18 protein-coding genes and 2 pseudogenes are annotated in these 21,103 nt (G+C 69.9%); 8 read left to right on the plus strand and 12 right to left on the minus strand.

All coding sequences use genetic code 11. The annotated features are described in order from the left end of the window. Positions 1-44: 44 nt before the first annotated feature. Positions 45-1,019: pseudogene (locus ACIBEF_RS10490) on the minus strand (family 43 glycosylhydrolase); the annotation flags it as partial. A 54-nt stretch (positions 1,020-1,073) separates the two neighbouring features. Further along, entirely contained in the window at positions 1,074-2,099 is a 1,026-nt protein-coding gene (locus ACIBEF_RS10495; RefSeq protein WP_396792930.1) for a LacI family DNA-binding transcriptional regulator, read from the minus strand. Positions 2,100-2,473: 374 nt separating this feature from the next. Between ACIBEF_RS10495 and ACIBEF_RS10500 the strand changes: the two genes are divergently transcribed. The 4 genes from ACIBEF_RS10500 to ACIBEF_RS10515 are packed head-to-tail and all read left to right on the plus strand — an operon-like array spanning position 2,474 to position 6,758. Then, a complete protein-coding gene (locus tag ACIBEF_RS10500) occupies positions 2,474-3,829 on the plus strand; it encodes an ABC transporter substrate-binding protein (RefSeq protein ID WP_396792932.1) in 1,356 nt (451 codons plus the stop codon). Further along, the gene (locus ACIBEF_RS10505) at positions 3,826-4,779 is read left to right on the plus strand and encodes a carbohydrate ABC transporter permease (protein WP_393221110.1); all 954 of its coding nucleotides are present in this window, start codon (positions 3,826-3,828) and stop codon (positions 4,777-4,779) included. The genes ACIBEF_RS10500 and ACIBEF_RS10505 overlap by 4 nt, the downstream gene beginning before the upstream one ends. Positions 4,780-4,781: 2 nt before the next feature. Then, positions 4,782-5,600: a carbohydrate ABC transporter permease gene (locus ACIBEF_RS10510; RefSeq protein WP_396792934.1), complete on the plus strand. Its 819-nt coding sequence runs from the start codon at positions 4,782-4,784 to the stop codon at positions 5,598-5,600. Between the two features lie 3 nt (positions 5,601-5,603). Continuing rightward, positions 5,604-6,758 (plus strand): serine hydrolase domain-containing protein, encoded by a 1,155-nt coding sequence (locus ACIBEF_RS10515; RefSeq protein ID WP_396792935.1) that lies wholly within the window; start codon positions 5,604-5,606, stop codon positions 6,756-6,758. 139 nt (positions 6,759-6,897) lie between these two features. Here ACIBEF_RS10515 and ACIBEF_RS10520 read toward each other — a convergent pair whose 3' ends face one another. The 6 genes and pseudogenes from ACIBEF_RS10520 to ACIBEF_RS10545 all read right to left on the minus strand — a co-directional run bounded on the left by ACIBEF_RS10520 (position 6,898) and on the right by ACIBEF_RS10545 (position 10,907). Then, on the minus strand, positions 6,898-7,167 hold the full coding sequence (locus tag ACIBEF_RS10520; protein ID WP_396792937.1) for a hypothetical protein: 270 nt from the start codon (positions 7,165-7,167) through the stop codon (positions 6,898-6,900). Positions 7,168-7,243: 76 nt separating this feature from the next. Then, entirely contained in the window at positions 7,244-8,170 is a 927-nt protein-coding gene (locus ACIBEF_RS10525; RefSeq protein WP_396792939.1) for a radical SAM protein, read from the minus strand. A gap of 447 nt (positions 8,171-8,617) precedes the next feature. Next, on the minus strand, positions 8,618-9,022 hold the full coding sequence (sodN, locus tag ACIBEF_RS10530) for a superoxide dismutase, Ni (protein WP_396793116.1): 405 nt from the start codon (positions 9,020-9,022) through the stop codon (positions 8,618-8,620). Positions 9,023-9,121: 99 nt separating this feature from the next. Further along, positions 9,122-9,792: pseudogene (locus ACIBEF_RS10535) on the minus strand (inositol monophosphatase family protein); the annotation flags it as partial. Positions 9,793-9,824: 32 nt separating this feature from the next. Further along, on the minus strand, positions 9,825-10,340 hold the full coding sequence (locus ACIBEF_RS10540) for a hypothetical protein (RefSeq protein WP_396792941.1): 516 nt from the start codon (positions 10,338-10,340) through the stop codon (positions 9,825-9,827). Between the two features lie 117 nt (positions 10,341-10,457). After that, complete coding sequence (locus ACIBEF_RS10545) at positions 10,458-10,907, minus strand: iron chaperone (protein ID WP_396792943.1); 450 nt, start codon at positions 10,905-10,907, stop codon at positions 10,458-10,460. Positions 10,908-11,133: 226 nt separating this feature from the next. Here ACIBEF_RS10545 and ACIBEF_RS10550 point away from each other — a divergent pair, with 226 nt between their 5' ends. The 3 genes from ACIBEF_RS10550 to ACIBEF_RS10560 all read left to right on the plus strand — a co-directional run bounded on the left by ACIBEF_RS10550 (position 11,134) and on the right by ACIBEF_RS10560 (position 15,240). Then, on the plus strand, positions 11,134-11,895 hold the full coding sequence (locus tag ACIBEF_RS10550) for a GNAT family N-acetyltransferase (RefSeq protein ID WP_396792945.1): 762 nt from the start codon (positions 11,134-11,136) through the stop codon (positions 11,893-11,895). Between the two features lie 31 nt (positions 11,896-11,926). After that, positions 11,927-12,649: a tetratricopeptide repeat protein gene (locus tag ACIBEF_RS10555; protein WP_396792947.1), complete on the plus strand. Its 723-nt coding sequence runs from the start codon at positions 11,927-11,929 to the stop codon at positions 12,647-12,649. 104 nt (positions 12,650-12,753) lie between these two features. Then, entirely contained in the window at positions 12,754-15,240 is a 2,487-nt protein-coding gene (locus ACIBEF_RS10560; protein ID WP_396792949.1) for an ATP-binding protein, read from the plus strand. Here the strand turns inward: ACIBEF_RS10560 and ACIBEF_RS10565 are convergent. The 3 genes from ACIBEF_RS10565 to ACIBEF_RS10575 are packed head-to-tail and all read right to left on the minus strand — an operon-like array spanning position 15,237 to position 18,052. Next, positions 15,237-15,953, minus strand: coding sequence for an NADPH-dependent F420 reductase (locus ACIBEF_RS10565; RefSeq protein WP_396792951.1), 717 nt, complete (start codon positions 15,951-15,953; stop codon positions 15,237-15,239). The two genes, ACIBEF_RS10560 and ACIBEF_RS10565, sit on opposite strands and share 4 nt — an antisense overlap. A 27-nt stretch (positions 15,954-15,980) precedes the next feature. Further along, on the minus strand, positions 15,981-17,009 hold the full coding sequence (locus ACIBEF_RS10570; protein WP_238686411.1) for an LLM class flavin-dependent oxidoreductase: 1,029 nt from the start codon (positions 17,007-17,009) through the stop codon (positions 15,981-15,983). Between the two features lie 44 nt (positions 17,010-17,053). Then, positions 17,054-18,052, minus strand: a complete 999-nt coding sequence (locus ACIBEF_RS10575) for an LLM class flavin-dependent oxidoreductase (protein ID WP_396792953.1) — start codon at positions 18,050-18,052, stop codon at positions 17,054-17,056. A gap of 109 nt (positions 18,053-18,161) precedes the next feature. Here ACIBEF_RS10575 and ACIBEF_RS10580 point away from each other — a divergent pair, with 109 nt between their 5' ends. Continuing rightward, positions 18,162-18,653, plus strand: coding sequence for a MarR family winged helix-turn-helix transcriptional regulator (locus ACIBEF_RS10580; protein ID WP_396792955.1), 492 nt, complete (start codon positions 18,162-18,164; stop codon positions 18,651-18,653). A gap of 16 nt (positions 18,654-18,669) precedes the next feature. Here ACIBEF_RS10580 and ACIBEF_RS10585 read toward each other — a convergent pair whose 3' ends face one another. Continuing rightward, on the minus strand, positions 18,670-21,102 hold the full coding sequence (locus ACIBEF_RS10585) for a DUF4132 domain-containing protein (RefSeq protein ID WP_396792956.1): 2,433 nt from the start codon (positions 21,100-21,102) through the stop codon (positions 18,670-18,672). Position 21,103: the final 1 nt, after the last annotated feature.

Raw genomic sequence — 21,103 nt, forward strand, 5'->3', positions numbered from 1 at the left:
ACAGGTCCGGGCCGGGGAGACGCCTCGGCCCGGACTTGTCTGCTCTACCGCGCCACGTTCGCCCTCGCCGGGTCCACCGTCAACCCGGTCGCGGCCTGGTAGCGGACCGGGATGGGATCGGTGAGTTCCCCGACGAATGTTCCGTCGACGTGGTCGAGGAAACCGATGAGGGACCAGTCGTCGGCGGGTCCGGGAACCAGCCGTGGTGCGTACAGGTGCGGGTGGGTGAACGGCTGGGCGGACGCGATGTCCCACGGCCCGAGGCTGGTCTCGCCGGGTGCCACCCAGATCCGGTGGTCGTCGCGCCGGGCGCTGCCGGTGGCGTCGGTGGAGAAGAGCAGCAGCGGCTGCCCGTCGAGCACCGCGACCTGGGGCACCTCCAGGTGACCGAAGCCGGCCGGAGTCGACAGCGGCGGCGCGACGGTCCAGGTGACGAGGTCGGTGGAGGTGGCGTGGCCGACGACGCCACGGGTGTTCGCCGGACCGGTGTTGGCGCGGGCGGTGATCAGCATGTGCCAACCCTCGCCGTCGGGGTCGGGGAAGACCCAGGGGTCACGCCACGCCTGTTCGTACCACAGCTCCTTGTCCAGCAGCTCGTACCAGGTGGGGTCGGCCTGGACGATCGGCTCGGTGCCGTGCCGGTGCCAGGTCATGAGGTCGTCGGAGACGGCCAGTCCGATGCGTTGGACGAGCCCGTCATCGGCGCGACCGACGCCGGTGTAGAACAGGTACCACCGTCCGTCCGGTCCGCGGACCGTGCAGCCCGTCCAGGTCGCCAGGTCGTCCCAGCCGGGTGCGTCGGAGGGGACCACGGCGTCGGCGACCAGGCGCCACGAGCGCAGGTCCGCCGAGACGGCGTGGCCGATGGTGGCCCGGCGGTGGCGGCGGTGCGGGTCGTGCAGGGCGCGGGACGCGCGCAGGAAGAACACGTGCCAGAGGCCGTTGTCGTCCCGCGCGTACCAGCTGTCCCACACCCAGTGGTCGGGTAGACGAAGCATGGTCGGAAACCTAGCACTAAACCGTTTTAGCGTCGGCCAAGGCCAGTTCGTTGGTACGGATCGGAGGGCCGTTGCTCAGCCGGCCGGAGGCGCGAGGGACCGGCGTCGACGCAGGGGCATCGGCACCAGTGAGGGCTCGACGGCGCTCCCGTCCAGGAGCAGTTCGACCGCTCGACGTCCCATCTGTTCGTGCGGCAGCGCCGTGGTGGCCAGGCTCGGACGCAACCAGGCGGCGATCGGGTCGTCGTCGAACGAGATGACCGAGATGTCCTCCGGGACGGTCAGCCCCGCCTCGCCGAGTGCCTGGTACGCGCCGAAGGCCAGCCGGTCGTTCATGCAGATGATCGCGCTGGGTCGCTCCGGCTTGCTGAGCAGGCTACGCGTGGCCGCGTACCCGTGCTCGGGCAGCCACTCGGTGCAGAAACACTCGGCCAGGAGACTGACCTTCGCCTCGTCCAGTGTCTGCCGGATGCCGTGCAGGCGGGCGCGGGCGGCGAGCGAGACCTCCGGGTCGTCCTCCTTGAGCCGGTTGCGGCCGATGAGCGCGATCGAGTCGCGGTGGCCGAGCTCCAGCAGGGCGGTGGCGACGGAGCGCCCGGCCCCTTCGTCGTCGGGGACAACGCTGGGCAGGCCGTCGGGGCTGGTGGCGTTGAGCAGCACCACCGGGCCGCCCAGGATGGCGGCGGGCACCGTCAGCCGTCTGGTCGCCATCGCCGCGTAGATCACCCCGTCGACCTGCCGGTCCAGGACGGCCTCGATGGCGTACTGCTCGAAGGTGGCGTCGCCCTGCGTCTCGGTGATGAGCAGGACGTGGTCCCGTTCGCGGGCCGCGTCGAGGGCGCCGCGGATGAGGTCGCCGGCGAACCGGGTGGTCGCCACGATGTCGGAGACGAACGCGATGGTGGCCGTCTTGCGGGTGCGCAGGCTGCGCGCGGCCAGGTTGGGTCGGTAGCCGAGTTCCTCGGCGGCGGCGAACACCCGCTGGTGCGCTTCGGCCGAGAGCCGGGTGCCCTCCCTGCCGTTGAGCACCATCGACGCGGCGGTCTTGGACAGCCCGGCCTTCCGCGCGACGTCGGCGAGTGTTGCTCTGTTGCGGCCCATCAGTCCTCCGAATCAGGCGCGGTGCCACGGGCGCCGCTCCTGCCCATCATGATGCGTCACCGTCCGGGATCGAGCGCCGGTCACGTCGGGTGTGGTGTGAACCCGACGTTTCCGCACCGTTGCCAAGTTGTCCTTGACAGCTTCCCGTGCCGCGCGCATGCTCTGCTAAATCAGTTTAGCGACCACTTCTGGTGCATCCAGAGGCGCCTTCGGTGGCCGTGCCGGTTCCTTTTTGTGCTGACGGTACGGGTGCCGCGCCCGCGCGACAGGTCACGACGTACGTGTCGTGGCCTCCGCCGGGTCGCGGTGGTCCCGGTGGAGCCGTCGCGTGGCCATGGGTCGCGCGACGCGTGGAGATGTCGAGGAGTCATGAAATGGCAAAATTGCTGACAAAGTTTCCGCGACGGAGAACTGTGCTCCTCGCCTCGCTGCTGGCCGTCGGGATGACCGCGACGGCCTGCAGCGCGCCGGGCGAGGACCGGTCGTCGACCCAGAAGTCCGACGCCGCCGTCAAGACGGAGCTGGGCACCGACCCGATCACCCTGGAGATGTACGCGGAGACCGGCTTCCCGCTGGCCAAGGCGTTGGCCGACGAGTTCTCCAAGCAGCACTCGAACGTCAAGTTCAACGTCCGCGAGGACCAGTTCACGGTGATCGTGGAGAACGCGCCCCGGGTGATGGCGTCGGACAACTCGCCCGACATCATCCGGCTCCCGACCATGGTCGACCTGGTCAAGGACGACCTGCTCAAGAACCTCGACCCGTACTTCACCGCGTACGGCTGGGACAAGTTCCCCGCCTCGCAGCTCATGCAGCTGCGCGTCGGCGAGAACACCCGGGGCACCGGCTCGCTGTACGGGATGGGACTCGGCTACAGCGTCACCGGCGTCTTCTACAACAAGAAGCTGGCCACTCAGATCGGCATGACCCAGCCGCCGGCCACCGTCGCCGAGTTCGAGGAACTGCTGGCCAAGGCGAAGACCGGCGGGGTCCAGCCGATCATGCAGTTCAACAAGAACACCGCGGGCATCAATTTCCCGCACCAGGCGCTGCAGAACCAGTTCGGCGACCCGACCCAGGTCGCCGACTGGATCTTCCAGAAGCCGGGGGCCACGTTCGACACCCCGGCCGCCCTGAAGGCCACCCAGACCATTCAGAAGTGGGCCCAGGCCGGCTACTTCACCAAGGACGCCAACGCCCTGGACTATGCCGGCATGGTGGGGGAGTTCCAGAAGGGCAACGGCCTGTTCATGTTCAACGGCGACTGGGAGTCGGCCAACCTCGACAAGTCGATGCCCGGCAACGTGGGCTTCTTCCTCTTCCCCACCGAGTCCGCCGGCGGAAAGCACGTGGCGATGTCCGCCCCCAACACCTTCGGTGTCTCCGCCAAGGCCAAGAACCCGGACGCCGCCGCGTACTTCCTGAACTGGGTGCACACCAACGCCAAGGCCCGCGAGATCTCGGTGACCGTCGGCGGCTCCAGCCCTGGCGGCCCGAGTGACCTGCCGGTGCCGAGCGCGGCCCCGAACACCGTGCCGGCCGAGACTCTGAAGGCGTCACAGCAGCTCGGCGCCGAGAACGGCGCTGTGGACTTCACCGCGAACGCGACCGGCGGCATCTTCGCCGCCGCGATCACGCCGGAGATGCAGAAGCTGATCGCCGGTCAGCAGACGCCCGAGGGGTACGTGAAGGCGGTCCAGGCCGAGTACCAGAAGGAACTGTCCCGATGACGTCTGCCCTCGGCAGCGCACCAACCGGGCGCGACGATCGTCGCGCCCGCCCCACCCCCACGCGGGCCCACCGATTCCGGTGGGCCCGCGCGGCCGGGACCGGCTGGTTGTACGTCCTGCCCGCCCTGGTGATGTACGCGGTGTTCGTCCTGCGCCCGCTCGTCCTGACGCTCCAGTACTCGCTCTACGACTGGAACGGCATCGGGGTGGCCCGCTGGGTGGGCCTGGACAACTACCTCACCGTGTTCACCGACAGCGACCTGCTGAAAATCATCGGCAACGCGATCGTCCTGATCGTCTTCTTCAGCTTCATCCCCGTCGCGCTGGGGCTGTTGGTGGCGAGCATGGTCCGCCGGATCACCACCGGCGTGTTCGGCACCGTCGTGCGGACCATCCTGTTCCTGCCGCAGGTCATCCCCCTGGTGGCGGCGGGCATCGCGTGGAGCTGGCTGCTCTCGTCGAACGGTCTGGTCAACCAGGCGCTGCGCGCGGTCGGACTGGGTGGCGTCGCCCGCGCCTGGCTCGGCGACTTCGACACGGCGCTGCCAGCCGTCGGCGTCATCGGGGCCTGGGTCCTGCTCGGCCTCTGCACGATCCTGCTGGTCACCGGCATGAGCAAGATCGACCCGGCGCTGTACGAGGCCGCCCGCCTCGACGGTGCCGGTCCGGTCCGTGAGTTCCTCGCCGTGACCCTGCCCAGCCTGCGCCAGGAGATCGGCGTCTGCCTCACCGTGACGATCATCGCGGCGCTGGCGAGCTTCGACATCGTCTACATCTCCACCAGCGGCGGCCCCGGCCTCCAGACCACGGTGCCGGGCCTGGAGATCTACCGGCTGGCCTTCTCGCAGCGGCAGGTGGGGCTCGCCTCGGCGCTCGCTGTCGTACTCATGCTGCTCGTGCTGGTGTGTGTGCTGCCGATCCAGCGCCTGAGCCGAGGGGACAAGCAGTGAACGTGAGCCGTCGCGAACAGTGGACCGGCCGGGTCTTCCTGATCGCCCTGATCGTCGTCACCCTGCTGCCGTTCGTGAGCATGCTCTCGGCGGCGTTGCAGCCCCGGGGCACCGTGCCCAGCGGGCTGGAGTGGCCGTCCGACCCGCAGTGGGGCAACTTCGCCGACGCCTTCACCGCCGCGAACATGGGCGCCCTGCTCCGCTCCAGCCTGCTCATCGTGGCCGGTGTCGTACCGGTGTCGGTGCTCATCGCGACCATGGCCGGCTTCGGGCTCGGTCAGTTGCGCGTCCCCGGTGGCCGGCTCGTGTTCGGTCTCTTCCTGCTGGGTCTGACCCTGCCGTTCGAGGCCGTGGTCACGCCGCTCTACTACCAGATGCAGGACCTCGGCCTGCTCAACACCCGCTGGGCCATCATCCTGCCGCTGATCGGGCTCTACATGCCGTTCGCGGTGTTCTGGATGCGGGCACACTTCACCAACGTGCCGGTCGAGTTGTCCGAGGCGGCCCGGGTGGACGGCAGCAGCACCTGGCAGTTGTTCTGGCGGGTCCAGGTGCCGCTCGCCCGGCCGGCGATCGCCTCGCTGACCATCCTGATGTTCCTCTGGACGTGGAACCAGTTCCTGCTCGCCATCGTCCTCGTGGACGACGCGACCAAACGCACCATGGCCGGGGCGCTCGGAGCGTTCCAGGGCCAGTGGGGCACCGACCTGGTGCTGCTGTGCGCCGGGTCGCTGCTGATCCTCACCCCGACCCTCATCGTGTTCCTGATCTTCCAGCGACAGTTCATCAAGGCCCTGATCCAAGGGTCAGTGAAGGGGTAGGCAGTGGTCACACAGCCGCAGATCCACGGCGACGTCGACGAGCGCTTCGGGCGCGTCGCCGACGTCTTCCGCGACAACTTCACCTCCCGGGGAGAGGTCGGCGCCGCGGTCACCGTCTACGTTCGGGGCCGCAAGGTCGTCGACCTGTACGGCGGGGTGGCCGACACCCGTACCGGGCGGCAGTGGGACGCGCACACGCCGGTCGTCGTCTTCTCCTGCACCAAGGGGATCCTGGCGATCTGCGCCTACCTGCTCGCCCAGCAGGGCCGGCTCGACCTCGGCGCTCCCGTGACGCGTTACTGGCCGGAGTTCGGACAGCACGGCAAGGCGGACATCCCGGTGCGCTGGCTGCTCACGCACCAGGCAGGTCTGCCCGCGGTGGACCGACCGCTGACCCTCGACGAGGTGCTGGCGTGGGATCCGGTCATCAAGGCGATCGAGGCGCAGGCCCCGCTGTGGGAGCCGGGCACGGCGCACGGGTACCACTCGATGACCTACGGCTGGCTGGTCGGAGAGGTGATCCACCGCATCACCGGCCAACTACCCGGCGCGTTCTTCGCCGACACCGTCGCGGGCCCGCTCGGCCTGCGTACCTGGCTGGGGCTTCCGGCCGCCGAGAGCGACACCGTCGCCTGGGGCGTGGCACCGCCCCCGGACCCTGACCCGTTCGTGGACCCGGTCGCCGAACGGGGCATCACCATGGGCGGTGCTTTCGCCTTCCCCGCCGATGCCGACGGCCTGGTGAGCTTCAACGACGACGCCATCCGGGCGGCCGGTGTTCCCGGCGCGGGTGCGGTGAGCACCGCCGAGGGCCTCGCGCGCCTCTACGCCGCCTGTGTCTCGGAACTCCGGGGTGGGCCGCTGCTCACGGCGGCGTCGGTGGACGACGCGGTGGTGGTTCGCTCGCGTGGTCAGCAGCGGCACGGCCCGCCGGACACCGGGCAGCGCTGGGGCACCGGCTTCCTGCTGCACTCGCCACCGGCGCGGCCCCTGCTGGGTGAGCGCAGCTTCGGCCACGATGGCGCGGGCGGCAACCTGGCCTTCGCCGACGCCGAGCATCAGGTGGGCTTCGGCTACGTGGTCAACCAGATGCGCGGGATGGGCGACGAGCGCGCCAATCTGCTCACCGCCGCCCTCCGAACCTGCCTCCAGGACTGACCCCCCGGGCCCGCCCCCTGGGGGCGCCTCGGTCGATCATGAAGTTGTTGCCCCGACACGCCGTGGACGGTGGCAACAACTTCATGATCACCGGGGTGGGGCCGCCGGATCGCGGCGAGGACGTCGCCCGGCCTCAGCCTCAGGGCTTGGACTGGCCCAGCAGCCAGCGCAGGATGCTGGCGTCCTCGTAGGTCGGCCCGAACGCGGCGTGGTAGTCCGGTACCGAGAACGCGGCGTCGGCGTACTCGGTGTAGCGCACCAGATCGGCGGTCTGCTCGGGCGTCTTGCCCCGGGCGGCGTACGCCTGCCGCAGCAGGGCGCTGGAGTTGCGCGCGCCCGAGACGTTAAGCAGGTGGTCGTCGCCGTCGGTTACCTCCGTCGGGGGCGGATGCGGTTCGGAGCGGTACACCTCAGGGGTGTGGATACGCCTCTGAGGTGTACCGCCTCTCGGCGGATCGACGTGGGCGAGCCGGCCGAGCGCGCCGTCACGAATCCGTGGACGGCAGAGTGTCCATGAAGGAGCTGACCGAGAAGACCGCTCGCCCGGGCCCGGCCGGGCCGTACCCGGGCGGGCTGGACAGGCCGTGGGCGTCCATCGTCGCCCGGTAGGCCTCCAGCAGGCGGACGTGGTATTCGAGCGGCGCGCCCTGCGGGTTCGTCCGGCCCAGCGGTGTGGTGGGCTCCGGGCACCAGGTGGTGAAGCGGGGCGTGATCCCCCGGGACATGAAGTAGTCGAGCCCCTCGGTGGTGGAGGCGATCGCCTCGTCGACGCTGGTGAAGCCGTGCGGGGCGGCCATCTCGACGCCCGCCACGAAGTTCGGGATCACGTTGCGCGGGCCGAACACCTCGGCCGAGTCGAGGATGCGCCGGTGCCACTCCTCCCGACCGACGTACCGCTCCTTGCCCGGGCAGTACAACTCGAACAGCCGCTTGTCCCACACCTCGTAGTTGGGGTGGTAGATGCGGATCCCGTAGTCGTGGAACCGCTGCACGTCGGCTCGGGGGAGCGCCTGGGCCACCACCTTGCCGATCCACCGTCCCGGAAACCGCTCCTCGATCGCCTGCGCGTACTGGCCGTAGAAGTCGGCCTCGGCCAGCCCGTTGACCTGCGAGGTGATGCTGCCACCGGTCAGCGTGTACGCCTGCGACGCGCGATCGACGTCGTGCCGGTTGATGATCTCCAGGGCCTCGAGGACCTCGTCGACGGGCTTGACCCCGGTGTAGGGCCGGCCGGCCTGCTTGTGCTGCCGCCAGTTGTGGTTGATGTCGCAGTACTGGCACTCCTCCTTGGCGCCGAAGTACTGGCAGACCCGGAACGCGGTCAGGTAGATGAGATAGCCCCACTGGATCGTCGGGGCGACCTCCATCACCGACTTGCCGTTGGCGAGCGTGTGACGGTAGTACGCCGGCATGGGGGGGCAGCCCCACATCGGCGATCGGCCGCCCGTCCAGGAACAGGCGCAGTCGACCGTCGCTGTCGGTGCCGACGCGGTACGGCGAACTGGGGTTGGTGCGGACCGAGACGACGGTACGGCGCAGCTCGTACGGACCCCCCGGTGAGCACGATCTCCTCCGGTGGCCGGCGCAGCGCCGCCGTCCCCAACTCGGGCAGCGTCCGGTGATCGAAGGAGAAGATGAAGTACGACTTCGGCTTCACGTCGCCGTGTTCGTTGTCGGTCAGTGCCGCGTCGTCGAAGGCGAGCCCGCCCCGCAGCAGGTCCTCCTTGAGGACCGCCTCCCGCGGCACGTGTGGAAAACGACTCATCAGATCTTCGACGAGGTCGGTGCGCGACGTCATGCGGTTCCTCCCGAACGCGGTACGCCGCACCGGGTGGCCGCTGCCACCCGGTGCCGGCTGATCAGCTCTGCTTGGTCTCCCAGAAGATCTTCGAGATCTCCTCGATCTTGCCGAGGAGCTGCTCGGCGACCGCCGGGTCCGCGGCGCCCTTCGCGCCGCCGGCACCTGCCAGCTTCGTCGCCTCGTTGAAGAGGCCGTGCAGGTGGGGGTACCTCTCGAAGTGCGGCTGCTTGAAGTAGTCGGTCCACAGCACCCAGAGGTGGTGCTTCACCAGCTCGGCGCGCTGCTCCTTGATGAGCAGCGCGCGGGTGCGAAACTCCGGGTCGTCGCTGGCCTGGTACTTCTCGGAGATCGCCTTGATGGACTCGGCCTCAATGCGGGCCTGCGCCGGGTCGTAGACGCCGCAGGGGAGGTCGCAGTGCGCGCTCGCGACGGTGCCTGGGCGGAGAAGGCGGGACAGGAACATCGGAATCCCTTCGACGGTGGCGTTCGGCCGACGTACGTCCGGGCGCGGCGGCCCAGACGTGATCATCCAGGGACGCTAGAACCTCAACCGCACTTCATGTCAAGACCGGGTCGATGGCGGGCCCTGTTTCCGGATGAGCCTCAGCAGGGCGGCGTGCGTCCGCTCGTCCGCGGCCACCACGAGGCCGTCCCCACCGGTGTGCAGGGGCTGGCCGTCGAGCCCGGTGACCACGCAGCCGGCCGCCTCGCAGAGCGCGATTCCGGCCGCGAAGTGGACGCTGTTGCGCAGGTCGTGGCGGTCGGTCACATAGGCGGCGCGGCGGCCGGCGGCGACCCAGGCCACGGCCAGGCTGGTGGAGACCACCCGGGGCCGGAACTGTTCGACGAAGCCCTCGTCGGCGAGCAGGCGGGCGGCCAGGAAGACGTCCCGATTGGGAAACGGCGGGTCGAGGTTCAGGTCGACAAGCGTCGACTCGGCCGACGGGACGAGTCGCTCGTCCGTCCCCGCAACCCCCGGACGTACGCGGCGGCGCCGTCGGTCCAGAACACCTCATCGGCGAACGGGTCCACCGACGCCGCCACCGTGACGTCCGGCCCGACCCGCAGGGCGACGTTGACCGAGGCCAGCATGGTCCGCGCGGCGAAGTTCAACGTCCCACACAGCGGGTCGACCAGCCAGGTGCGCCCGTTGTCGCCGGCACCCGTGCGCCCGCTCTCCTCGGCCACCACGGCGTCGTCCGGACGCGCCGCGCGCAGGACGTCGATGATGGCGTGCGCACCCGGGCCGTGGGTCACCGGGCAGGTCAGTCCGACAGTTCGATGATCGGTAGTTGACTGACGGCGGCTGTCATGATCATGGGAGCGTCGCCGTCACACTGGTTGACCGAGACCGCGACCCACCGCCCCTCGGTCACCGTCGGCCCCCACACGGTCAGGTCGCCGTAGCAGTCCAGGTCACAGAGCGACTGGAACAGCACCGGCATGGGTTCACCGGCCTGATCCCGAAACAGCGGCACCCGCATGGACACAGTGCGGTGCGCGCCCCACCTCTGGGTCAACTCCGCTACGACGAGGGCCAGGTTCGCCTCGGCGGCCTCCTCTGCCTGGTTCCATTCGGCGCCGTACACACCCGTCAGGGCGTCGCTCTCCCAGAGCGGGGCGATCCGAAAACCCTCGCCCCGGGTGCCGGTCCACTCACCGGTGACCGGGTCCCCCTCTCTGACCGGCACGCCGCCCGTGGGCAGCTCCGCGGCGAGCAGCGACTCGATGTCGGACACCGTCCGACCCGCGTCGAACACCTCGCCGGCCCGGCCGGTCATCGGGGGACTCGTCGTACCGCAGTCGGCCTGCACCTCAGCATGCGCACCACCTGTCTCCGTCGGCTCCGGCCCTCGATCATCGCACCGTGAGCGAGCCGACGAGGGGGCAGGCGTCGGTCAGGAGACCGCCGTCCGCACCAGCTCGGTGAGCTTCTTCTCCACGGTCGGGCTCCACTGCTGCAACGCGTACGCCACCGGCCAGAAATCCCCGTCGTCGAGGTTGGCCGGGTCCTGGAAGCCCACCGTCGAGTACCGGTAGTTGAACTTGCCGGAGTCCTGGAAGAAGACGACGATCTTGCCGTCCTCGTTCGCGTAGGCGGGCATCCCGTACCAGGTCTTCGGCGTCAGCCCCGGGGCGGCGGCGGTCACCGTCACGTGGACGCGCTCGGCGAGCGCGCGGTCCTCCGGCTCCATCTGCGCGATCCGGTCGAGGACCGCTTGCAGCCCGTCGGCCTTCTTGGCACCCTTCCTGCCCTCGGCGCGCAGCTCGTCGGCGCGCTCCTTCATCGCGGCCCGCTCCTCGGCGCTGAAGCCGTCGGACCCGGTCGTGGTGGTCTTCGCGGACATTCTCGGGCTTCCTCTCGTCGTCTGGCCCGGCGCGCTGCCGACTGCCTGGGAAAAGGCTAGGCCGGGCGGTGCTCGCGAGCTTCTCGATTCCTGATCGTTCGACGACCGTCCGCCTGCCAGCGAGGTGCCGCTGCGGGTGACCTCGGCCTCTCGACGGTGCTCACCGCCCCGACCGGTGGCTAGGTTGCTGGGCGAGGGCGAGCGAGCGTTCCGGGGGGAACCAGACATGAGCATCACCGCCGACCAGATGGCGACCGCGTACTTCGACGCGATCCAACTCCTCTGCCAGGTGACGCCGAAGGGCTGGTACGCCGAGCGGGGCACCGCTCGTGCGGGGCTCACCCACGCCAGCGTTGCGACGCTCAACGGGGTCCTCGAGACGGCCACCGAGCCGGATCTCGCGGCCATCGACGAGTTGGCGACCGAGATCAGCCGGCAGACACCGCACTGGTCGATCATCATTCGCGGTGCGGCGAGCGACGAGGTCGCCGACCTGGCGGCCCGGCACGGGCTGCGCGGACGCAGCGACCTCCCCCTGATGGCCTGCGCCACCGACGACATCGTGTTCCGGGCCGGCTCGACCCCGCAGGCGCTGGTCCGCCGGGTCGGAGCCGTCGAGAGCGACAGGTACACCGACGCACTCACCCGGAGCTTCGAGGCGCCCGACGGCGTCTTCGGCCCGCTGATGGGCGGCGCTGTGCTCGACAGCGACGCCATCACCGGGTATCTGGCCGAGGAGTCCGGCAGCCCGGTCGGCACCGGGCTCGGAATTCACACCTCCGGCGTGATCGGGGTGTTCAACATCGCCGTCGTACCGTCCGCCCGGGGTCGTGGCCTGGGCCGGGCGCTCACCGAGGCGGCGGTGCGCGACGGCGTCGCCGCCGGCGCGGACGCCGCGTACCTGCACGCCAGCCCGATGGGTCGACCGCTCTACGAGGCGATGGGCTTCGCGCTCGTCGAGACCTGGACCGTGTTCCAGGCGGCCTGACGAGCGAGACCGGTCAGAAGGAGGAAGGCCTGTGACCTTCAGCGAGAACGTCCGCTCGGCCTTCCGCCGCGGCGACACCGACGCCGTGGTGCGGATGAGCGAGGCCGAGATCGAGCGGGCCCAGGCGGCCGGTGACCTGGCGGGCGAGGTGGAGGCGCGCTACAGCCTCGCCCGGGTCGCCATTCGCGGCGGTGACCTGCCCGGTGGCGAGGCACGCGCCCGGGAAGCTCTCACGGTGGCGCTGCGCTCCGGCGACCGGGCACTGGAGGAACGACCGAGGCACGTGCTGGCCGCCGTCGTGAGGATGTCCGGTGACCTGCTCCGCGCCCGGAACCTGTACCGGGAGAGCATCGCGCTCAACGAGGCGCTCGGCCAACCCAGGACGGTCAACTCCGAATTCCACAACCTCGCGTTCTGCGAGCTGGGGCTGGGCAACCTGGACCTGGCCCGGACGCTGTTCGCCGAGAACCGCGAGCGGGTGTTCCACAACGGCTGGGCCGACTTCGTGCCGTACGTCTGCGTCGCGGGCGCCGCGCTCGCGACCGCCGAGGGAGACCACTCCCGCGCGGCCAGGATGATCGGTGTCGCCGATGCCGCGTTCGCGGCACTCGGCCAGGTGCCGGACCCGGACGACGCCGCGGATCTCGCCAGGATGCGCGCCGCCGCCACCGAGGTGCTCGGCGCCGCAGCCTTCGACCAGGAGTACGCGGTTGGCCAGCGCCTCGAACCGAAGGCGGCTTTCGGCACCGCCTGACCCGCCACCCCGCTGCCCTCGGCGCGGCCAACTACGCCAGCATCACCGGCACCCGAAGCCGAACCACGATCGGGTGGTACATCGAGCCAGATACACTCGTCGCTGTGCCAGATCGAGCACCCGTACCCAGCACGGCAACCACCCCAGAGGAATATGTGGCAGCGCTCCGCCAGCTGAAAGCCTGGTCGGGGCGCTCCTTCCGGGATCTGGCCCGTCTGTCCCGGGACCGAGGGCGGATCCTGCCCGCGAGCACCCTGGGCTCGGCGCTCACCCGATCGACACTGCCGTCGATGGACATCGTCATCGCCATCACGGAGGCGTGTGAGCTGCCGCCCGACGAGGTGGCCGAATGGGTACGCCTGCGTCGTCAACTGGCTCAGCTGGAGGCCGACGGGGATGCGCCCGCCGGCGTTGCCGCACCCCTCAAGGTGGACGTGGTCACACCGTACCTACTGCCGAGTGGGCCGACCTCGTTCGTCGGGCGCGGGGCGGAACTGACCCGAGCCGGCCAGATCCTCACCACCGACGGGCAGAGCGCACGTACGGTGCTGATCACCGGCCCGGCCGGGGTGGGGAAGACAACCCTCGCGGTCCGGCTGGCGCAACTGGCCGTCGAGCACTTCCCGGACGGACAACTGTTCGCCGATCTGCGCGGCCCGCACCCCCAGTCGGGCGTCTCCTGGCACGTTCTCGGTGTCTTCCTGCGCACACTCGGCGTCAGCAGCCACTCCGTGCCCGCGGCGCTCGAGGACCGCATCAACCTCTACCGCAGCCTGCTCGCACAGCGAAGCGTCCTCGTCGTTCTCGACAACGCCGCCGCGGGCCGGGACGTCCGGGGGCTCATCGCCTCGGGGCCAAGGACCGCCACCATCGTCACCAGCCGGAGCGTCCTTCCTGGGCTGGACGGCTCTCGGGTTCCGCTGAGACTGCTCAGCGAGCCGGAGGCGTTGGAGATGGTGAAACGGATGATCGGTGAGGAGCGGGTCTCCCGGGAGCAACCCTCCGCGTTCCAGATCGTCAATCGGTGTGCCCGGCTTCCGCTGGCCGTGTGGATAGCCGGGGCGCGGCTGGCAGCTCGTCCGGACATGCCCCTGGGCGCTCTCGCCAGGGCCCTCGCCGACGAGCATCGCAAGCTCGACGAGCTGACGGTGGGCGATGTGGCGGTACGTGCCAGCATCGAGTTGACGTACGCGGCACTGTCCAGGGGCCAGCAGGAGGCGCTGTCCTATCTCGCGCAGATCAACACCCTCGACTTCGCCCCGTGGGCACTCGCGGCCCTGATGGACAGCTCGCCCGCGGACGCGACCAAGCTTCTCGACGACCTGGTGGAGCTGCACCTGCTGATGGTGCACTACACCGACAACGCGGCGCCGCGATACCAGATGCATGATCTGGTCGCGGCATTCTCGCGGGACAAGGCCGCGCAGATCCTGACGCCGGCGCAGAGGGAGCGGGCGAGACTACGGATGCTCGGCGGCGCGCTGGGTCTCGCCTGTGCCGCCGGCATCCGGATCAACACCGACTTTGACGAGGTGCCGTTCGCCGCGCCGCCCTGGTCGTTCAGTGTCCACACGCGTGACGCGGTCCTGGACGATCCGCTCGCCTGGTTCAAGGACGAGTACGGCTTCCTCAAGACGCTCGCCGAGGACATGCTCTCGTCCGTGCCGCTTCCCGCGGCTGGCCTGATCGTGGCCCTCGCGCCCTTCATGCAACTGTCCGGCTACTTCGACGACTGGCTGCACCTGCACACCCGCGCCATGGGTTCGGTGGCCAGTGGCCCGATCGGCGCCAGCCTGAGGCGGAACCTCGGTGAACTGTCGACGATCGTGGACGACTACCCGGCGGCCGAACGCCATTACCGAGCGGCGATCGCGATGCTCGACCCCGCCGACGAGGCGCGCATCGCCAGTACCTCGGCCGGTCTGGCGTACCTGTGCCGCCTGCAGAGCAGATACGCCGAAGCGGAGGAGCTCTTCGGCAGGGCCATCGACCTCGCGGCCGCTGCCGGCAACGACAACTGCCTGATCTACGCGACGACCGGTCTCGGTGTCACGCTGATGGAGCAGGGGCGCAGCGTTGAAGCGGCGGCGGTGTTCGACGAGAGCCTGCTGCGCAGCGAGGCCATCGATTACCTGCCGGGGCAGGCGCAGGCGTGGCGCTGCCTCGGGCAGATCAGCCGGCTGCGCGGCGACTACGCCACGGCCGAGCAGCAGTACCGGAATGCCGAGCGGATCAGCCTGTCGCTGGGCGACCAGTTGACCGCGACCCACGCCCGGTGCTGGCTTGGTGATGTGGTCGTCAAGCAGGGCCGGGAGTTCGAGGGCCGGCGCGTTCTGGCCGAGAGTCTCTGGGTCTATCGCGCCGCGGCGAACCGGTGGGGAGAGGCGGCCGCCCTGTACTGCCTGGCCGAAGCTCAGTTGTCGGCCGGAAAACCAGGTCTCGCCCAGCGCCGAGCCGAGGTGGCGGTCGCCATCTGGACCGAGGTCCATTCGCCGTACTGGCTGGCCATGGCCACCGCCACCCTCGGCAGGGCGCGGGAGCGGCTGAACCACCCTGACCCGGTGAGTGGTCCAGCCGAATCCGCGCCCTAGGCATCCTCGGGTGAGGTCGTGGCCCGGGCCGCCGTGATGGTCCGTCCCCGTTCCGACTCTCCGAAGCGGTCGAGCATGGCGCGTACCTCGTCGGCGCTCACGTTGGCGCCGAACAGCTCGCTGCCCGGTTCGAGTCGTACCCCCTCGGCCAGCGGGCCGGCGACGACCGGGTCGAAGCCGAGCGCGTCCACCAGGGCCGCGACCTCGGTGAGGCCGGCGTCCTCGTCGCCGGCGATCGCGATGGCCTTGCGGCCGGTCGCCCCCGCCGGCCGGGCCTCGTCCTCCAGGTCGTGATAGCCCATGTGGTTGAACGCCTTGACGACGCGTGAGCCGGACAGGAACGCCTGGACGGTCTCGCTCGACGAGGTCCGCGGGTTGGTGAGGTCGTCGCGGATGCCGTCGATCTCCCACCAGTAGTTCATGGCATCGACGACGAGCTTTCCGCGTAACGCCTCGGCGGGAACGCTGCGGTACTTGCCCAGGGGCAGGGCGAGGATGACGATGTCGGCGTCGGCCGCCGCGTCGACCGCCGTGGTGGCCTCTGCCCCCGGGGCGAGGACCTCGACGGTGAGGGCGATCTTCGCCGGGTCACCGGAGCCGGCCACCCGTACCCGGTAGCCGGCGGCGACGGCGAGCCGGGCGAGCACCGTGCCCACCTTGCCGGCCCCGAGAATGCCGAGGGTCGCAGGCCGGCTCCGGTCGTTGTCGTTCATGTCGTCCTCTCGCTTGGGATGTGCTGATCAGGCCAGCAGCTCGCGGACCATGGGGATCACCTTCGAGCCGTAGAGTTCCACCGCGCGCATCCGGGCGCTGGCCGGTTGCGCTCCGGCCGAGTAGATGAGGTCGAACCGCCCGACGCCGAGGCTGCGGATGGCACGGGCCATCCGGCGGGCCACCGTCTCCGGTGAGCCGATGTAGAGGGAGCCGTTCTCCACCTCGGAGTCGAACTCCTGACGGCGGATCGGGGGCCAGCCCCGCAGTTTGCCGATCCGGTCCCGCATGATCCGGTAGTGCGGCCAGTAGATTTCCTTGGCCTGCTCGTCGGTGTCGGCGATGAAGCCCGGCGAGTGCATGCCGACCGGGTGCGCTGTGGTGCCGAGCTGATCGGCGGCACGGCGGTACAGGTCGATGTAGGGCGCGAAGCGCTCGGGGGCGCCGCCGATGATGGCGAGCATGAGCGGCAGCCCGTACTGGGCGGTGCGGACGACCGACTGCGGCGAGCCGCCCACACCGACCCAGGTGTCCAGGTGACCCGACTCGGTCTTCGGGAACACGTCGGCGTTCTCGAGCGGGGCACGCAGGGTGCCGCTCCAGGTGACCGGCTTCTCGTCGAGCAACTTCACGAACAGTTCGATCTTCTCCTCGAACAGCGTGTCGTAGTCGCGGAGGTCGTAGCCGAAGAGCGGGAACGACTCGGTGAACGAGCCGCGACCGAGGATGACCTCGGCTCGGCCGTTCGACAGCGCGTCCACTGTGGCGAAGCGCTGGAACACCCGTACCGGGTCGTCCGAACTCAGCACTGTCACGCCAGAGGCCAACCGGATCCGCGAGGTGCGGGTGGCGATTCCGGCCAGCACCGTCTCCGGTGTGGAGACCGAGTACTCGGGCCGGTGGTGCTCGCCCAGGGCGATGACGTCGACCCCGAGTTGGTCGGCGAGCACGGCCTCGTCGACGACCTGCCGGATCGCCGCCGCGTGGGAGACGAGTTTGCCGTTGTCGTCCTCCGGTACGTCGCCGAACGTGTCCAGGCCGAACAGCAGATCAGACATGGTTGGGCTCCTTAGCCAGCAGCTCCCGGACCCGCGGCGCGACCTCACTGCCCAGCAGTTGGATGGTGCGCGCCCGTGCCTCGCGGGGCAGGTGCATGATGTCGTACTTCAGGTCGAACGCGGCTCAGTCGCAGGTCGCGAGCGACAGTGGCGATCTTCTGCGCCACCGTCTCGGGCGAACCGACGAAGAGCGCCCCGTGGTCGATTTCCGCCTCGTAGCGCGCGCGGTCCGGTTTGTAGAAGCCGCGTTCGGCGGCGAGGGCTGCCACCACCGGCTGCCAGTACCGCCACCACGTCTCCACCGCCTCCTCGTCGGTGTCTGCGACAAGGCCGAGTGAGTGCTGCCCGATTGGCTGCAGGGTATGCCCGAATTGTTCGAGCGCTCTGGTGTAGAGGTCGACGTGACCGGCGAAGCGCTGGGGACGCCCGCCGATGATGGCGAGCATGAGCGGCAGTCCGTGCCGCGCGGCACGGATCACCGAGTTCGGGCTTCCCCCGACACCGATCCAGGTTGGGATGCCGCCCGGCTGCATCCGTGGGTGCAGCCGCTGTGCGGCCAGTGGGCTTCGTACCGTGCCGGACCAGGTGACCGGTTCGTCCTGTTGGAGCCGCAGGAAGAGTTCCAGCTTCTCCTCGAACAGCCGCTCGTAGTCGGCCAGGTCGTACCCGAACAGCGGAAACGACTCGGTTGCGGATGCCCGCCCGAGGACGATCTGGGCGCGGCCGTCGGAGACGGCGTCCAGCGTGGAGAACTCGTGGTAGAGCCGTACCGGGTCGTTGGTGCTGAGCACGGTGACCGAGGTGCCGAGGCGAATTCGCTCGGTCGCCGTCGCGACCGCGGCCAGCAGCACCGGTGTCGCCGAGTCGTTGTGGCCCTCGCGGTAGTGCTCACCGACGCTGAACACGTCGAGTCCGGCCGACTCGGCGAGCCGTGCCTCGTCCACGAGCAGCCGTACGGTCTCGGCGTCGCTCAGGACCCGGTCGCCGTCGGTGGCCACCTCCCCGAACGAGTTGAGCCCCAGCTCGAAGTCCGCAGCTGCCATCGTCTCCTCCTCGGTGCATTCCGCCGGCGACCCACGGGAGCGGACCTACCGGTTGACGTGTCAATGATGCTAACTTGGCGATTGACACGTCAATTCCCGGGAGAGTGAGATGACGGAGGCCACACCAGGCCGGCGGGGCGGACGCCAGCTCCCGACCGCCGACGAGCTGCGAATCTGGCGGGACTTCATCGAGACGACGGCGGCGCTCGGCTCCCGGCTCGAGTCCCGCCTACAGGGCGACTCCTCGCTCTCGACCGGGGACTACGCAGTGCTCCTCGCCCTCAGCGAGGCGGAGGGCGAGGCGATGCGGTCGTCCGAACTCGCCTCGCACATCGGGTGGGAGCGGAGCCGGCTCTCCCACCACCTCGGGCGGATGGAGCGGCGCGGCCTCATCCGCCGCCAGGAGTGCGCCACGGTTCCCCGCGGGGCGGAGGTGCTGCTCACGACGGCCGGCGCCGAGGCGTTCAGGGAAGCCACCTTTCCCCACCTGCGCGCCATCCGGGAGCTGTTCGTCGACGCCCTCACGCCGGAGCAGATCGTCGCGGCGGGCGAGATCGCCACGGCGCTGCGAGCGCAGCTCGACGTCCTGGGCAAGGACTGATCACCGGGCTTCCCGGTCATCTGGCGAGCTGCCCGAGCACCGTGGTGTCGGTGATGGTGTCGTCGGCGGCCAGCATGAACGCCTTGGACAGGATCGTCGACAACATGGGGTCGTCGTCGAAGGGCAGGTGCAGCCGGCCCGTACGGTCGCGCGCCGCGACGATGCAGAGATAGGCTTCGTCGGGCTCCATCATGATGTTGCCGGACCCGAGGTGGATCCGGTAACTGCGGATGGTGCCGCGGACGTGTAGGTACCGCTCGGAGAGGCGCACCCGATCGGCGATGTTCGTGCGGGGCAGCAGCCGGGCCAATGCGTCCTTACGCACCTGCGCCGACGGGGTCAGCTCCGCGATGGCAGTGCTGTGCCAGTAGGCGTGGAAGCGATCCTCGCCGCGATCGGCCCACTGCGGGTCACTGGCGATCGAGGTGACGCCGACGAACAGGTCCACATCCCGCATGGCCTCGCTGAACACCAGCGGTGGCACGTCGACGACCGGCGTCGGTTGCCAGGTCGCTCCGTCGCGTCGGGCGAAACGGACCTGGTCGGTGGAGCAGAAGTCGACGTCGTAGCGGCGTTCATCCGTGTTGGCGACAAGTTGGTGGTGGAACGACGCCCGCCACATACCACCGCCGAAGGGCTTGGTGGCTTCGCTCTCGTAGCCGCCGTCCCAGGTGCCGAGGTATCCGGCCTGCCAGCCCCGGGCGCGGATCAGCGCGTTCGCCTGCCGGTAGCGCAGGATGTGGGCGGCGAACCGGTTGGAATAGGTGTGCGTCCGCTCCTCGGCGGGCGTGAGCAGGTAGACCTCTCGGAAGGCCTGCTTGAACGGCTGCGTCAGACCGGCGGCGAGGACGTGCTCCCGCCAGGCGAGGACCTCGTCCGTCGTCGCGCGGACGGGATGCCAGAGCCGGACCGTGTCGCCGGGGACGGCTCGACCCTCCAGGTCGGCGATCGTCCAACCGCCGCTGTCGCGTCGGGGCAGGCCCGCCGTCCACCGGTGGCCGTCGGTGCTGGTCTCCCACACCAACCGCCGCCCGTAGGTCGCGGTGATCGGGTGTTCGAGGTATCGGACCGACCAGTCCGAGTACGACCAGGTGCGCTCCTCGGACAGCAGCCCCTCCACCCGCTGACGCTCGCCGCTCAGCGTCGCGCCAACGCGTTTGGCCAGGTCACGTAGTTGCTGGAGTTCCGAGCCGTACGCCTGCTTCACCGCTGCCGGAACGCCCTTGAGCGGGACGGCGTCACGAGCGAAGGTCAGGCGCGCCTTCTCGCCGATCACCTCGACCGCCGCCTCGTACGGCCCGACCCGTGTGCACGCTCGACCGTCGACGCCGAGCCCGTGGTCGTCGACGGCAAGCTCCATCACCTCGTTGAGCGACCACCCGCGCAGCGCCCCGAGGTTGGCCAGTGCGGTCTGGACGCGGCTCTGCACCGCCTTGTTCCGGACCGTTACCGCCAGCCTCGCCAGCGTGCGTACCGGCGCCTCGCCGTCGCGTCCCGCGAGCAGCTGAACGGCCGCCACCGCCGTCCTCTGCGCATGGGGGAAGCCCGGCGCCTGTCGCGGCGCCGCCGCCGCTGCAGCGGTGACCCGCGCCAACAGGTCCGTCGCCCGTTCGTCCGGCTGGCGTGACAACGCCCAGACCAGGCCGCGGAGGAGGCGGTCGGTGTCTTCGTGCAGGGCCAGACCGTGGGAGGCGAATGCTTCCAGGATCGATTGCACGGCCGCGGTGCCGCCCGGTGTGCTGGCGAGGAGGTCGTCGACGCGGCGCTGCCACTTCGCTGGAGCTGTCGGCTTCTCCAGTGAGGCGCAGTGCGCCAGCAACTCCGGTACGCCCGGCGCGGCGAGGACGTCACCCAGCTCGGCGCGGGCGAGCGGCCCGAACCCGTCTCCGTCGTGAAGCAGCCAGGACGGCACGGCCCGGCCGGTGGCGCGATCGAGGCACGCACCGATCAGGTGGAAGGCGCGTCGTCGAGGCTCCGCTGCGACGAAGTGGTCACCGACCAGTTCGCTGACGAGGGCGTCGAGGGCCGGCACCAGGTCGGCCACCTCGGCCGGCGAGAGACGCGCGGCGATCACTGCCGGTAACTCCAGGTGCGCCCCGTTGTCGTAGGACTCTCCGCGCGCGCAGACCTCCAGGCACCAGACGAGATCCTCCCGCGTCCACTGCAGGTCGCCGTCGGCGAGGCTCCGCACCACATCGTTGAGCGCGGTGGGAGTCGAACTGGTCGCCGACTCCAGGTGCATGGCCAGGGCGGCGCTCCGGCGTACCTCGACGGGCCACGTCTCGACCGTGCTCCACTCCGGCACGTTGGTCACCGAGAACCGCCAGTGGTACGAGCTGGCGGCGTGCAGAACAGCCCTGATGCGAGCGTCGGCCTCGGCGAGACCGAGCTCCACCCGACGTCGGTCCACAGTGGTCAGAGCGGGAAGAAGCGCTGCCCAGTCAGCCATG

The sequence above is a fragment of the Micromonospora sp. NPDC050795 genome, from assembly GCF_044456785.1.
In the GTDB taxonomy this organism is placed as follows: domain Bacteria; phylum Actinomycetota; class Actinomycetes; order Mycobacteriales; family Micromonosporaceae; genus Micromonospora.

Bases quoted from the DNA above. Each gene is read 5' to 3' on its own strand.
- ACIBEF_RS10495 (WP_396792930.1), bottom strand. From the start codon at position 2,099: ATGGGCCGCAACAGAGCAACACTCGCCGACGTCGCGCGGAAGGCCGGG.
- ACIBEF_RS10500 (WP_396792932.1), top strand. From the start codon at position 2,474: ATGGCAAAATTGCTGACAAAGTTTCCGCGACGGAGAACTGTGCTCCTC.
- ACIBEF_RS10505 (WP_393221110.1), top strand. From the start codon at position 3,826: ATGACGTCTGCCCTCGGCAGCGCACCAACCGGGCGCGACGATCGTCGC.
- ACIBEF_RS10525 (WP_396792939.1), bottom strand. From the start codon at position 8,170: ATGCCGGCGTACTACCGTCACACGCTCGCCAACGGCAAGTCGGTGATG.
- sodN (WP_396793116.1), bottom strand. From the start codon at position 9,022: ATGTTCCTGTCCCGCCTTCTCCGCCCAGGCACCGTCGCGAGCGCGCAC.
- ACIBEF_RS10540 (WP_396792941.1), bottom strand. From the start codon at position 10,340: ATGACCGGCCGGGCCGGCGAGGTGTTCGACGCGGGTCGGACGGTGTCC.
- ACIBEF_RS10545 (WP_396792943.1), bottom strand. From the start codon at position 10,907: ATGTCCGCGAAGACCACCACGACCGGGTCCGACGGCTTCAGCGCCGAG.
- ACIBEF_RS10550 (WP_396792945.1), top strand. From the start codon at position 11,134: ATGAGCATCACCGCCGACCAGATGGCGACCGCGTACTTCGACGCGATC.
- ACIBEF_RS10565 (WP_396792951.1), bottom strand. From the start codon at position 15,953: ATGAACGACAACGACCGGAGCCGGCCTGCGACCCTCGGCATTCTCGGG.
- ACIBEF_RS10570 (WP_238686411.1), bottom strand. From the start codon at position 17,009: ATGTCTGATCTGCTGTTCGGCCTGGACACGTTCGGCGACGTACCGGAG.
- ACIBEF_RS10575 (WP_396792953.1), bottom strand. From the start codon at position 18,052: ATGGCAGCTGCGGACTTCGAGCTGGGGCTCAACTCGTTCGGGGAGGTG.
- ACIBEF_RS10580 (WP_396792955.1), top strand. From the start codon at position 18,162: ATGACGGAGGCCACACCAGGCCGGCGGGGCGGACGCCAGCTCCCGACC.
- ACIBEF_RS10585 (WP_396792956.1), bottom strand. From the start codon at position 21,102: ATGGCTGACTGGGCAGCGCTTCTTCCCGCTCTGACCACTGTGGACCGA.